This window comes from Streptomyces sp. DSM 116795 (assembly GCF_055792905.1).
Window position 1 is genome coordinate 17,724 of sequence record NZ_CM147707.1, and the last position, 13,204, is coordinate 30,927.

The following is a 13,204-nucleotide window of genomic DNA, read 5'->3' on the forward strand; positions in this document are numbered from 1 at the left end:
GGCTCATCCCACGAGCCGGTCGAGAGCCTGGTCGAGAGCCTCCGTCGCACCGGCGGTGCCGGAGGCGACGCCGGACAGGGCGATCTGCAGCGTGTGGGAGACGTCCTGGTACTTACGGTCCGACGGGCGTGCTCTGCCATAGCGGACGATGTGCTCGCGGAAGACGGGCGTGAACGGGTCCTGTTCGTACGCGTCTTCGCCGTAGATGCTCTGCCGTGGGGGGAGATAGCCGCCGAGCGAGCACCACCTGGCCATGCCGCGGTCGCCGAGGTAGGCGGAGCCGACCCAGTCGAGTCCCGCAGCGATCTTCTTCTCGTCGTCTGCGAAAGCCGCCCACATCCATCCGCCGGTGGCAGTGACATGACGGCTGCCGCCCATGGTTGGCATGGGTGCCACGCCCCAGCGGCGGAAGAAGTTCTGGTCCTTCATCAGGCCGTCGAGCGCGGCGGCCTGCCAGCTTCCGCCCAGGAACATCGCGACGCGGCCAGCGACGATGTCGGGGTTCTCGTCGTCCTCCTGGTCGTAGCCGGCGACGCGGCGCGGCACGACTCCGGCGCCGACGGCGCGTTCCACGGCCCTCAGGCAGGAGCGCATCGCTTCGTAGCCCCTGCCCGTCGCGAAGGCGGGTTCTCCGTCGCGGCCGAAGAGTTCGGCGCCCTGACTCCAGTAGGCGGGCCACAGCGTCGTGGTGACGGCGCCTTCGCTGCGTCCCGCGGGGAAGAGCACCGAGTAGCCGCGCCGGGCGAGAGGCCGCGCCATGTCGATCATCTCGTCCCAGTCGCCGGGAGGGGTACGGACGAGATCGCGGCGGTAGTACAGCACCCGCAGGTCGGAGGTGAACTGCAGCCCCCGCACGTCGCCGGGCCGCCGCTCCATCTCGCGGCGCATCGTGGGGAACCAGTCATCCAGCCGCAGCCCCAGCCGTTTCATGTGCCGCTGTACGGGCTGTGCGTACGGCGCGATGCGGCCGAAGATGTACGAGTCGACCTGCGCGATGTCCGGCGCGCGGCCCTGGGACGCCTGGAGCAGGAGCTTCGCCATCGCCGCGGAGGTGTCGTTGCTGCTGACGAGCGGTTCGATGCCGTACGGGGAACGCTGGCGGTGCGCCGCGAGGCGCCGCTTCAGATATGCGGCCCGCTTTGGGTCCGGGGCCTGCAGCGAGTACGGCGGTATGGCCTGCCAGCCGGTGGTCCTGGGACCGCTCCCGGATGACGCGCAGCCCGGGGCGAGAGTGAGCGCGCCGGCGGCGCCCCCGGCGTGGAGCAGCTGCCGGCGGGTGAGGCCGTCCGCGGGGGCGGGCCGTGACGGTGGGTGTCGCATGCTTCATCGCCTCCTGGTCGTCTGTGCTGCCGGGCGCAGCCGCAGGGTGGTGATCCGGCCGCCGGGAAGCGGGAGCCGGAGGGTTCCGTCCCGCTGAATCGCCTGCTCCTGCTGCGGGTTCTCCTCCATGTCGCACAACTGCGCGGCGTCGAGCGGGAATCGGGGGGCGACTGTGGCCGTGATCTGGCTTCCCGAGCTGTTGAAGAGCCGCACCACCGTTCCGTCGCCGTCCTCGGCGCTCTTCACCGCGGTGACGACGGCTTGCCGGGGGCCGACGCTCAGGCCCGGCGGCGGTGCGCCCTGAGGTGCGGGGCCGGGGCGGCTGCTCTGGACGGCGTGCGTGAGGAGCGGCAGTGCGAACTCCTCGGCGGTGCGGTACAGATCGCCGGTCTCCGCGCTTCCTGAGTACGGGCGCAGCGCGAGGCGGAAGGTGTGCCTGCCCGGGCACTGGGCGCCGGGCGTGGGCAGTTCGGGCCCGACCTTGTGGGGGCGCAGCGGGTGGTCCTGGCGTGCCAGCCAGCCCACGGAGCGCAGCAGCGTCACCTCCAGCACGTGGCCGTCGGTGTGCGTGTACTCGTGCAGGCCTTCGGTGAAGACGGCCAGGCCCGCTGTGCCGTCCTCCTCCTCCAGCGCTGCGAATCGGCGCATGGCGAAGGCGCCCGTCGGCCTGTCCCGCCAGCCGTCGCCGCTGGGCTGTGCGGCCGGGCGGCGGATGAGGCCGTACGCGGACTCGGCGACGGAGTGACCGGTGTGCAGGCCTGTCGGCAGGCGCAGCCGCAGCCGGTGGTCCTCTGCGTTGTTCTCGACGGTCACGTCCACCTCGACGCGGCCTGCACCGGGCGGCAGGCGGACGGTGAGTGAGACGGGCAGGGCGGTGGAGTTCCCGCCGCGGGCGGTACGTCCGGGGGCGAGGGACGCCGGGACGGTCAGCTCCGCGCGGGCGAGGAGCGTGTCCTCCGCGGGGCCGCCGGTCACCTGCCAGTCGGCGGTGCGTGAGGTGAGCGGCCGGTCGCCGGGGAGCGGGCCGAAGCCGTATTCGTCGCCGGCGTCCCCGTCGTCGAGGAGTTCCAGCAGGCCGGTGTGGCGCCGGCCGTCGGCGAGGTCCGTGACGGCGAGGGTTCCTTCAGCCTCCAACTCGACGCGCAGAAGGCCGTTTTCGAGGCTGCGCTCGCCCCGTACCGTCCGCGGGGGCCGCGGTGACGGCGGCTGCTGGGGCGGCACCTCGTCCAGGGGCACGAGACGGTACAGGGCGGGGGCGAGTGCGGGCACGTCGGCGGCGTGGAAGGTGAGGCGGTCGCGGTGGATCTCCTTGCGGCGGTCAAGGGTGTCCTCGACGCGGACCTCGGGAGCGGCGGCCGCGGTGAAGTCGAGGCGCCTGCCGTCGGGGCCGATGAGGGCGTAGCGGCTCCAGTCCGTACGTTCCGGGGACTGTGTCCATCCGAACTTCCGCTCCCCCAGCGGTGCTCGGAGATCGGGGACGACATCGACGCTCACGTCTTCCGAGCGCGGGAAGGCGCTCGGGTTGAACACGGCGAGAGGAATTCCCGTGCCGTGCACGGGCGTTGCCGCCGCGGCAGTGCGAGCGAGGCGGGCCAGGGCGTCGGTGGTGACGGCGTCGGCGATCTGGCGCACGCGGGCGAAGCGCACGTGCATCTCCTCATGGACGTCGTCGACGGAGCAGCCGCAGATGGAGTCGTGGGCGTAGTTCTTGACCAGTTCGCGCCAGGCGTGGCGCAGCGAGTCGAGGTGGGAGCGGCCGTCCTGGACGGCGGCGAGCGCGTCGAGCCGTTCGGCGATCCCGGACAGCCTGGCCTCGGTGGCTTCGTTGAGCCGCTTCATGGGGGTGCGGGTGGAGCCGATGCCGTCGAAGACGTCGTGCTTGCGGCCGTACCGCAGCTCGCCGCTGAACTCGGCCTGCGGCGGCGGCCGTTCGTCGGTGAGGCGGCGGAACTCCTCCAGACCGCCGAGCCGGAGGCGGGGACCGCCGGCGGCGGCCTGGGCGGCGTCCAGCGAGCGGACCATGCCGAGCACGCCTTGCTGGACCCGCAGATGGTCGCCGCCGTTCAGCAGCAGCAGTACGCCGGTCTGCGAGCGTGCCCCCAGACGTTCCAGCAGTTCGCCGAGGCGGTCGTAGCCGACGAGGATGCCGTGGTGCAGCGAGAGGGTTCCGGGATCGCCGGTGAGGACGGCGGCGTTGGAGTAGCTCTCGGCGAGCCAGTGCACGCGTACCCGCGATCCGTCGGGGGCGTCCCAGTGGAACTCGCTGCCGGCGGCTTCGGCCTCCTCCCCGAAGCCGCGCATCGCGTAGAAGGTGCTGATGCCGAACCCGCGCAGGATCTGCGGTAGTTGGTGGACGTGCCCGAAGGTGTCCGGCAGATATCCCTCGCGCATCACATGCCCGTACTCGCGGCTGACGCGGCAGCCGATGAGCAGGTTGCGCACCAGCGCCTCGCCGGAGACGTGGAACTCGTCGGGCTGTACGTAGAACGGTCCGGGGCGCAGCCGTCCCGCCTCCACCAGGGCGGTGAGACGCTCGCGCCGGTCCCGCCTGATCTCGGTGTAGTCCTCGAGGATCACCGCCTGACCGTCGAGGAGGAAGGCCGGCAGACCGGGCTCCTCCTCCAGGACGTCGATCAGCTCGTCGAGGAACTGTACGAGCGCGAAGCGCATCGTCTCGAACGGGCTGTACCACTCGCGGTCCCAGTGCGTGTGCGGCACTACGACTGCGAGGGGTTCCTGGGGCGCCGTGTGATGCGGCGGAGGGGCGGGGGCGTGCACGTTTCTCCTGTCCAGAGGGGTCCGGATTCACAGTCAACGTTGACCGACAACGTTGACGTAGTTGCGGGAGCAGTGCACACTTGGTGAGGCCGCGGCGTCAAGAGGGACGACGGAAGAGACCCGCGGCGCCGCGGCGCGGCGGGGCAGTGAACGACGAGGGGGTGCCGTCAGCGGTGGGCGGGACAGGCAGGACCGGCAGTCGGGCGGGACGCCCGACGATGAAGGACGTCGCCGCTCATGTCGGCACGAGCATCAAGAGCGTCTCCCGCGTCCTCAACGGCGAGGACGGCGTCTCGGCCGCCACCGCGGAGCGCATCCTGCAGGCCATGGCCGAACTCGGCTTCCGCCGCAACGACTTGGCGCGCGGTCTGCGCCAGAGCGACCGTACGAGCACCATCGGGCTCGCGATCCCGCAGGCCGGCACCCGCTTCCACGACAGCCTCGTGCACGGAATCGACGAGATCGCCCGGCAGCAGGGCAGCTTCGTACTGACCGCCTCGTCGGGAACGGCCGCCCGCGAACGCGAGACGCTGACCGCACTGTGCTCACGGCGCGTCGACGGCCTGATCGTCGTGCCCGCCGGCGAGGACCACGGCTTTCTCCGGCCGGAGCAACAGGCGGGCGTGCCCGTCGTCTTCGTGGACCGGCCACCGCACGGCATCGCGGCCGACGCAGTGCTCACGGATCACGCCGAGGGGGCCCGCGAGGGGACCGCACATCTGCTGCGCCAGGGGCACCGCAGGATCGGCGTGGTGGGAGACGACGAGCGGATCTTCAGCGTCGCGGAGCGCATCGGCGGCCACCGTGCCTCGCTGCGCACCGAACAGGTCCCGTATGCCGAGGAGTTGACGCGTCTGGGGGCGCGCTGCGCGGAGGAGGCCATGCACGCGTGCCTGGATCTTCTGCGCTCCGGGGAGCCGCCGACAGCGCTGTTCACGCTCAACAACCAATGCACGATCGGCGCCGTACGGGCGCTGCGCAGCCTCGGCCTGACCCGGCGGGTCGCGCTGATCGGATTCGACGACTTCGAGACGGCCGACCTGATCGACCCGCCCGTCACCGTGATCTCCCACGACGTCGAGGAGATCGGACGCACTGCGGCCAGGCTGATGTTCGAGCGGATGGCGGGCCACTCCCCCGCCCCCGGCAGGACCACGCTGCCGACAAAGCTGATCGCGCGCGGCTCCGGTGAGATCCCCGTGACGGGCGACTCCTCCTAGCGGGAAGCCGGCGCAGGCCCCGGGGCGGGGACGGTTTCGGTGCGCAGCTCGTGACTTCCGTCCGGGAGCCGGGCCTCGTAGAAGATGCGGTATCCGCCCCGCGGCACGGGCAGGACATCGAGGTACCGCACGTCGCGGGCCGGCGCGTCGCCGACCGGGACCAGAAGCGGGGTGTCGCCGGACCCGCTCAGGCCGTGCGCGGACCCGCCCAGGCCGTGGAGGCCCAGGCCGTGCCCGGACCCGTCCGGTGCGGCCACTCCGGTGCGTTCACGCCAGTTCTCCTCGGCGGAGGCCCGGCCGTCGTACGCGGCACGCCCGTCCGGCAGAACGCTGGTCAGCCGTGCGCCCCGCGCGTCCCATGCGCCGGGCCGTCCGGCGAGCACGGTGCCGTGCCACTGCCAGCGCAGCCCGTCGCGGCTGGTGGCGTAGGCGGTGAACATCCTGTCCTCTTCGCCCGGTTCGTCCAGGGGATGGCAGCACAGCCACGCCTCCCAGCGGTCACCGCGTCTTCGGATGACGGGGTCCTTCACGGCGGTGTGCCGGTCTCCCTCGAACACCGGCGTCACCGGGGCGCTGCCGAGTCCTTCCGGGGTCGCCGCCTCGGTCACGCCGACCCACCAGTGCTTGCTGCCGGGGGTCGCGCAGCTCACGTAGAGGCGCCACGCGCCGCTGTCGGTGCGGATGAGTGCGGGGCGCTCGACCATGGCGGCGCCGAGCCGGTCGCGGGTGAGGACGGTGAGGGTGGTGAAGGTGGCGCCGTCCACGGAGCGGGCGACGACGTTGTAGTCCTCCCCCGCCCGCACACGGTAGGCGAGCAGAAGTGACCCGTCGGTGTCCCAGTGCGAGCTGGGTGCGCCCGCCCATCGCTGATGTCCGCTGTCCGGCGCCGGGACGGCCACCGTGGCGGAGCCAGCCGTGCCGGGGAGCGGGAAGGTACCGGCGGAGGAGTCCGTTCCGGGGCGGTGTCCGATTCTGTCCATGCCGGGATCCTGCTGCCGGACGCAGCCACGGGACAGTGGCAGGACTGCCAGTGCACGGGTATTTCCTGCCATGATTTCCTGCCATGATGAGCGGGTGCTTCGAAATGTCGTCGCTCTCGTCGGGCGGCAGGCTGCCGTCTTCGAACTGGGCGTGGTCGCCCAGGTCTTCGGGCTGGACCGCTCGGACGACGGTCTTCCCGTCCACGACTTCGCGCTGTGCGCTCCCCGGCCCGGCCCGGTCATGACCACTTCGGGCTTCACACTGCAGGTCGCGCACGGTCCGGAGCGGATCGCGACCGCGGACCTGGTCACCGTTCCCGCCTGGCCGCAGCTGGAGGACGATCCGCCGGAGCCGCTTCTCGAGGCGCTGCGCGAAGCCGTCGCCCGCGGGGCCCGCGTGCTGTCGGTGTGCACGGGTGCCTTCCTGCTGGCGTCCGCCGGGATCCTCGACGGCCGGCGGGCCACCACGCACTGGCAGTTCGCCGGCCGTCTGGCCCGGCTCCATCCCCGGATCCAGGTGGACAGCGACGTGCTCTACGTCGAGGACGGCCCCGTTCTCAGCAGCGCAGGCGCGGCAGCGGGCATAGACGCCTGCCTGCACATGGTGCGCCGGGAGCACGGGGCCGCCACCGCCAACGCCCTGGCGCGCCGCATGGTCGTTCCGGCCCATCGCGCGGGCGGGCAGGCCCAGTTCGTCGAGATGCCCGTGCCTCCCGCCCGTACCGGTCACGGCCTGACGGAGCTCGTCGACTGGATGCAGGCGCACCTGGACCGGCCGCTGACAGTGGAAGAACTCGCCGCACGCGCCGCGATGTCACCGCGGACGCTGGCCCGGCGTTTCAAGGAGGCGACCGGGACGACGCCGCACCGGTGGATCCTCGACCAGCGGTTGCAGCTGGCCGAGGAGCTGCTGGAGAACACCCCGCTTCCCGTCGAGGCCGTGGCGGTGCGCTCCGGCTTCGGCAGTGCGGACACCCTGCGGCATCATTTCGCCGCCCGCCGGGGCGTGGCTCCCGCGGCCCACCGCCGTGCCTTCCGCAGCGGTGATCCATCGACGACCGGCGGGGCACCGCCGCCCAGAGGAAAGGACCGGAGTATGGAGATCTGGATCAACCCCGCGTGTTCCAAGTGCAGTTCGGCGCTGTCGCTGCTGGACGCGGAAGGCGCCGAGTACACGGTGCGCCGCTATCTGGAAGAGCCGCCGACCGTACGGGAGCTGGAGGATGTCCTGGCGCGGCTGGAGCTGGAGCCGTGGGACATCACCCGCACCGGCGAGCCGGCAGCCGCCGAGCTGGGGCTTTCGTCATGGGCTCGCGATGCGGACAGCCGCGGCCGGTGGCTCGGGGCGCTGGCGGCCCACCCCTCCTTGATCCAGCGGCCGATCATCACCGCGGACGACGGGAGCGCTGTGGTGGGCCGCTCTCCGGAGTCGGTCAGATCCGTTGTCAGGTGATCCGCTACGGGTGATCGGTTACGGGTGATCCGTCAACGGTGATCCGTCGACGGGCGAGCATTCGTTCCCCGCTCAACCCGCGTCGCCAGTACGGCCGTCGCGCCTCAGCAGCGTGGGCAGAGCGCTAAGGGTGTCCCTGCGTCCCCACGCGATGAGAGCCAGCGGGACGATCAAGAGCAGCGGCGTGGCGGCGTATTCGCCGTCGAAGACGGTCATCTGCGTGATGAAGGCCCCGATCATGAGGGCGATGAGGGAGATCGCGGAGAGACCCGACAGCCATGGCGTGACGAGTGCGATCCCGCCGGCCAGTTCCAGCAGGCCGATCAGGTACATGAACCACATGCCGAAGCCGATCTCCTCGAAGCCTTCCGTGGCCGACGAGTGGGCGATCAGCTTGGGGACCGCGCTGGCGAGGACCATGAACAGTCCGAGTATCACCTGCAGCGCCAGCAGGGCGAGGTGCTTGGTGCGTTCGCGCCGGACGGCGGGCTGACCCGGCGCACGCCCCGGGGACGGTGCCGCGGATCCGGAAGGCGTGCCGGCTGACTGGTTCATGGCGGTCTCCTCTCAGGGGCGCGTACGGGATGTACACACCGGAGCAGACCGGACGGCCGCACCATTCTCATCGCGGCGGAACCCACGCGTTCACGCGGACATACCCGCAGGGCGGGGAAGGCGGAACGTCAGCAGGGCCCGGGGGCGCGGCACGGGCGCACGCCGTGCGGGCGGGCCGCCCCGGCTCGGCGGGGACGGCCCGCCCGTGGCGGCGCCGGCTGCCGGCGGCTCAGCGCCGGTTGCCGCCGCCCGTGAGCCACGAGCCCAGCTTCTTCACCGTCGACCACCGTCCGACGACGATGAGAGCGAGCGGTATGAGGATCATCGCCGGGGTCTCCACGCCCTTGCCGTCGTGGAGGGTCAGGTGCGTGAAGCACGCACCCGACATCACGAAGATCAGCCCGAGCGCGGCGAGGCCCGAGAACCACGGTGTGAGGAGACCGATGGCGCCGAGCAGCTCAAGCGCACCGGTCAGATACATCAGCCACAGGCCGAGGCCGATCTGCTCGAAGACTCCCTTGGCTCCGGAGTCGGCGGTCAGAGCGGGCAGCGCTCCGACCGTGACCATGAAGTAGGCGACATACAACTGCACCGCCCACAGGACGACTTCGAGGGCGATGCGGGCCGGCCCCTTGGGGCGCGAGGGTCGGGCGGCCGAGGGGCCTGCGGGAGAGGTCGGCGGAACGCCGCTCGCGTGGGCCATGATGGACTCCTTCTGCGGACGGTGCACAAGCGGTACCCAGGGCGCGCCCGGCGGCTGACCTGCCACCACCGGAACACCCGCGGCGGAACTCCCCCGCCACAGCGGAAGCGAGGGCGGCACCCCCGCGCGGGGAGCGCCGGGGCTTGTGAGATGCGTATCACGTGGCCGGTACGCAGCGCAGACAGTTGTCCATCATGGTCAACGTCCAGCGCCGCGGCCCTCCCGCACAGCGGCGACCCGCGAACGCTACTCACCGTCCGTGACAGCGTGGGGCGGCACGGTGACCCTCCGGGCCGGGTGGGGTGACCGTCCGGGCCGGGCTCCCGGCATCACCGCGAAGGGCCGGGCCGGCCGCAGAGTTGAGGATCACGGCGTGTGCTCCCCGCAGCCGCTCAGTCCGGGGTGGTCTGCTGCCCCTCGACGGCCCGCAGCCAGTCCGTCTCGGTGCCGGCGCTCCACAGTCCGCCCGGCGACGTCACGAGCCCGTGCAGCAGCAACTGCCAGTGAGCGGCGAGACGTTGGTGGATGTCGACGCCGGAGTCCTTCGTACGGTTGCTCTGCTCGGAGTGGGCTCCCGACGCGAGGCAGAAGGCGAGTTCGGCGACGGCCTCCGTGGTGGCCTCGCCGCGCAGCGTGCCCTCCTTCTCCGCCTCGCGGGCCACGTCGGTGAAGACCTGCTGCCAGCAGGCGAGGGGGTTGATCTCCGGGTCGGGCGGAGTGTCCAGTTCGCGGGCGAGCTTGACCGCAGCCCTGGCGAGGTGGTCGCCCTCCAGCTGGTGCGCCACCATATGGGTCAGGTCGATCAGGGTCTGCAGCGCGGGCTGCTCCTTGGCGCGCAGCTGCTCCGCGGCACGGTAGGACCGCGTGCACGCCTCGCGCCGTACGGTATCGGCCAGTTCCTCCTTGCTCCCGAAGTGGAAGGAGAGCGCGCCCTTGCTCATCGCTGCGCCGCGGCTGACTTCGAAGAGCGTGGTGCGCTGGTAGCCGAGGCGGTCGAACGATTTCGCCGCAGCCATCGTCAGTGCCTGCCGGGTGAGTTCCGCGCGCTCTTGCCTCATTCGGCTGTTGTCCCTTCATGCGATCCGGTCCGCGGGGAGACGGACCGTCAGGAGCGGCAGCCGCCGGGGAAGATGAAGGTGCCGCCCCCACAAACATACAAAGTGTTCTGTTTTTTTGCGCCCGAAGGGATCAGAAGGGATGACAGAGCCGGTTGGCGGGGAGCGTCGCCGGAGTTGCCCACGGTGCCCGCGGGGCCCGAAGGTTCGGGACGCCGGAGGCCGGCTGCCCGGGGCGTCACGGACGGGCCGCACGCGCGAGATACGCGCGATACCAGGGAGCCGCTCCGGCGAGCGCGCCCAACGGGCCCTGCCCCGGGGCTGATTCGCACGCCTCCCACAGACCGGTGGCGTAATGGTGGTCGAAGGCGAGCAGGGCGAGCTGGCGCTCGCTGATGCGTCCGGGGTGCTCTTTCATGAGCGCGAGGCATTCCGGCCACGTCAACTCGCCGCTCACCGGCGGCATCAGGCCGAGCGAGGCGAGCGTGTCCAGCAGGTCACGGTTGCGTACGGGCGTGGGGTGCACGGCGTGGTGGACGCCCCGGACGGCAGCGTGGATGCGGCCGGAGCCGGGGGTCGGCAACGCGGCGCGTACGGCGAGACGCGCCAGGTCCGCCACGTCGATCAGGGAGAGCTTCGCGTGCCCTCCCCGCCAGTATCCCGGTACTCGGCGGGCAAGTTCGGCCAGTGCCGGCACCACCCAGCGGTCTCCCGCTCCGGTGATCAGACCGGCGCGCAGTACCAGGGCGTCCTGGCGCAGTGCGTGCGCCTCAGCCGCGAGGCGGCTGCGGCTCGTGGCTGAGCCCGGGTCGGGCACCACGTCGCCGACTGCCGCGCCATGGTGGGGCCCGCGTCCGTACACGGCGGTGGTGGAGAGCTGCACCACGCGCTCCACGCCGGCCCGCCGGGCCTCGTCCATCAGCGCGGCGGTCCCCAAGTCGTTGATCTGCGTGCAGAGTCGGTCGTCCGGCCCGACGTGCGAGGCCGCGTGGAGGAGAACCCGGGCACCGGAGCAGGTCCCGGCGAGGGTGGATGGACGGGCGAGGTCGGCGTGGACCTGTTCCACCCCGTCGGGAAGCGGAAGCTCCCGGCGCGTGAGCGCCCGCACCTGCACGTCTTCGTGCTCCTGCGGGGCGACTTCCTGCCCGATGAGGCGGCGCAGGACCGCGGACCCGATGAAGCCGCTCGCCCCTGTCAGCACCACCCGTACGGTCATCCGGCCGCCAGCAGCGGGGTGTCCGGGTTGACCACCATCTCGGCCGCGACCTGCGGCGGGGCGATCCCGAGCAGCATGTACTGCCACAGGTCCGCGATGCGGTCGGGCAAGTCGGCCCGCCTGCAGGAGAGTTTGGAGAAGTGCTGCACGCCGGTGTAGCAGCCGACCAGCAGCACCGCGAGCCGCTCCACCTCGACTCCGCTGCGCAACTGACCGCGTTCGGCCGCGGCGGCGAGCTGGCCGCGGAAGACCTCCGCCCACTCGCGGTACGGGGCGTCGTCGTGGAAGCCGATCTCCTCCTGCTCCACGGCCAGACGTACCCCGGCGCGCAGAAGCTTGTTGGTCTGCAGCTCGTGTGCGAGGAGGAGGGTCGTGTCGATCAGGCGCTGGAGGCCGTCCGGTCCGGGCGGCAGGACGACGGCGTCACGCTGGGCGAGCATGACGGTGCGGGCCAGGTCCAGCTTGGAGGTGAAGTGGAAGTACAAGGCTCCCTGGGTGATGCCGGCCCGGTGCATGATCTCCGAGATCCTCGAAGCCTTGTAGCCTCCCTCGTCGAACACCTCCGCCGCCGTCTCGAGAATCAACTGCCGGGTCTCAAGAGCCCGTTGCTGCATCGGCCTCGCTCTTGCCGCCGCCATCCGATGCCCCCAAAAGGTTCTATCGTTTCAGGCACAGGTCACTGTCACATTCTTCGGACACCGTCATATACCCGGAGGACCGCACATGGCTTTCACCCCCGCCGTGCCCCATCTGCCGGAGAGCACAGCGTACTCGTGGCCGGTGCCGCGGGAGTTCGTACACAAGACGGCTCACAACGAGGTGCTGCTGACCGGCTGGCGGCGGTGCGGTGAGCGGGAGTTCGAGGTGGGTGCGCAGTGGCCGCGGGATCACGGCTTCTGGCGTACCGACGGCGACGGCTTGCAGGATCCGATGCTGCTCGTCGAGACGACGCGTCAGGCGCTGCCGCTGATCGCGCACGCCGCATACGGTGTGCCGCGCGGGCACCAGTTGATCTGGGACCACCACCACTGCGCCTTCTCCACGCCGTTCCTATCGGTGGGCGACAGCCCGGCCGAAGTGGTGCTGCACGTGTCCGCCTCGCAGGCCCCGGTTCCGGGAGCACGCCTGCGGCGGATATCCCTGGCGATGACCGTCAGCTGTGCCGGACGCACTCTGGGCAGCGCGTCCACCGTCTACAGCGCGCACAGCCCCGCGGTCTACGGCAGGCTGCGCGGACCCGGCACTCCCGCACCCCCCGACGCCATGGCCGCCGCGGTGGCCCCTCCGCCGCCGCGGGCTCCGGCGCTCGTGGGGCGCGAGCGCGGGAGCGAAGTGGTGCTCGCTGCGGACGAGAACGACGACAGGGGCGGGGGCGGCAACGGCGGCGAGGGCGGCGACGACGGCGGGAGCGCCCACGGGGGCGCGGGGCGCCGTCAGTTGAGGGTGCTCACCACCAGCCCCTGGCTGTTCGACCACCCCGTCGACCATGTCCCCGGAATGCTGCTGATGGAGGCCGCCCGGCAGTCCGCGCATCTCGCCGCAGCGCCGCACAAGCCGCGGCTGACGCGGATGGAGGCCGGGTTCCACCGTTATGTCGATCTCGACGCGCCCAGCTTCGTCGAGGTCTCACCCGGCCCCGGGGAAGACGGAGATCTCGGAGACGGCAACCCGGGTGGCGAGCGGAGCCTGACGGTGAGCGTCACGCAGCACGGTGAGGAGGCGTTCACCGCTGTCGTCGGCTTCACGACGGATACCGGGGGCGGTGCCGCGGGGGCCGCTGCGCGCCGTTCGGCGCTCGGGTAGTGTTGCCGCTCTCAGACCACACGTCACCGGGAGGTGGGACCGATCACCACTGTGGAACGGGGTGCTTCCCTCCCCTCCGCGGGCGTCCTGTCGCGCTGACGCAGGCCCTCGCCCGGGGCCG

At 71.6% G+C, this 13,204-nt stretch carries 10 protein-coding genes and 2 pseudogenes; 4 read left to right on the forward strand and 8 right to left on the reverse strand.

What is annotated here, in order from left to right; genetic code table 11:
* Positions 1-3 precede the first annotated feature (3 nt).
* Both ACSMXX_RS00080 and ACSMXX_RS00085 read right to left on the reverse strand, forming a co-directional pair.
* Positions 4-1,320, reverse strand: coding sequence for an extracellular solute-binding protein (locus tag ACSMXX_RS00080; RefSeq protein WP_473181942.1), 1,317 nt, complete (start codon positions 1,318-1,320; stop codon positions 4-6).
* Between the two features lie 3 nt (positions 1,321-1,323).
* Complete coding sequence (locus ACSMXX_RS00085; RefSeq protein ID WP_473181943.1) at positions 1,324-4,098, reverse strand: alpha-mannosidase; 2,775 nt, start codon at positions 4,096-4,098, stop codon at positions 1,324-1,326.
* Between the two features lie 218 nt (positions 4,099-4,316).
* Here ACSMXX_RS00085 and ACSMXX_RS00090 point away from each other — a divergent pair, with 218 nt between their 5' ends.
* Positions 4,317-5,318 (forward strand): LacI family DNA-binding transcriptional regulator, encoded by a 1,002-nt coding sequence (locus tag ACSMXX_RS00090; protein WP_473181944.1) that lies wholly within the window; start codon positions 4,317-4,319, stop codon positions 5,316-5,318.
* Here ACSMXX_RS00090 and ACSMXX_RS00095 read toward each other — a convergent pair.
* Entirely contained in the window at positions 5,315-6,298 is a 984-nt protein-coding gene (locus tag ACSMXX_RS00095; RefSeq protein ID WP_473181945.1) for a hypothetical protein, read from the reverse strand. The two genes, ACSMXX_RS00090 and ACSMXX_RS00095, sit on opposite strands and share 4 nt — an antisense overlap.
* 94 nt (positions 6,299-6,392) lie before the next feature.
* Here ACSMXX_RS00095 and ACSMXX_RS00100 point away from each other — a divergent pair.
* Positions 6,393-7,337: pseudogene (locus tag ACSMXX_RS00100) on the forward strand (helix-turn-helix domain-containing protein); the annotation flags it as partial.
* 81 nt (positions 7,338-7,418) lie between these two features.
* Positions 7,419-7,751, forward strand: a pseudogene (locus ACSMXX_RS00105) (ArsC/Spx/MgsR family protein); the annotation flags it as partial.
* A 72-nt stretch (positions 7,752-7,823) separates the two neighbouring features.
* Here the strand turns inward: ACSMXX_RS00105 and ACSMXX_RS00110 are convergent.
* The 5 genes from ACSMXX_RS00110 to ACSMXX_RS00130 all read right to left on the reverse strand — a co-directional run bounded on the left by ACSMXX_RS00110 (position 7,824) and on the right by ACSMXX_RS00130 (position 11,894).
* Positions 7,824-8,306: a DoxX family protein gene (locus ACSMXX_RS00110; RefSeq protein ID WP_473181946.1), complete on the reverse strand. Its 483-nt coding sequence runs from the start codon at positions 8,304-8,306 to the stop codon at positions 7,824-7,826.
* Positions 8,307-8,535: 229 nt separating this feature from the next.
* A complete protein-coding gene (locus tag ACSMXX_RS00115) occupies positions 8,536-9,009 on the reverse strand; it encodes a DoxX family protein (protein ID WP_473181947.1) in 474 nt (157 codons plus the stop codon).
* 392 nt (positions 9,010-9,401) lie between these two features.
* A complete protein-coding gene (locus tag ACSMXX_RS00120; RefSeq protein WP_473181948.1) occupies positions 9,402-10,067 on the reverse strand; it encodes a ScbR family autoregulator-binding transcription factor in 666 nt (221 codons plus the stop codon).
* A 235-nt stretch (positions 10,068-10,302) separates the two neighbouring features.
* Positions 10,303-11,280: an NAD-dependent epimerase/dehydratase family protein gene (locus tag ACSMXX_RS00125; RefSeq protein WP_473181949.1), complete on the reverse strand. Its 978-nt coding sequence runs from the start codon at positions 11,278-11,280 to the stop codon at positions 10,303-10,305.
* Complete coding sequence (locus ACSMXX_RS00130) at positions 11,277-11,894, reverse strand: ScbR family autoregulator-binding transcription factor (protein ID WP_473181950.1); 618 nt, start codon at positions 11,892-11,894, stop codon at positions 11,277-11,279. Before ACSMXX_RS00130 ends, ACSMXX_RS00125 begins: the two co-directional genes overlap by 4 nt.
* A gap of 109 nt (positions 11,895-12,003) precedes the next feature.
* Between ACSMXX_RS00130 and ACSMXX_RS00135 the strand changes: the two genes are divergently transcribed.
* Positions 12,004-13,083, forward strand: a complete 1,080-nt coding sequence (locus tag ACSMXX_RS00135) for a ScbA/BarX family gamma-butyrolactone biosynthesis protein (RefSeq protein WP_473181951.1) — start codon at positions 12,004-12,006, stop codon at positions 13,081-13,083.
* Positions 13,084-13,204: the final 121 nt, after the last annotated feature.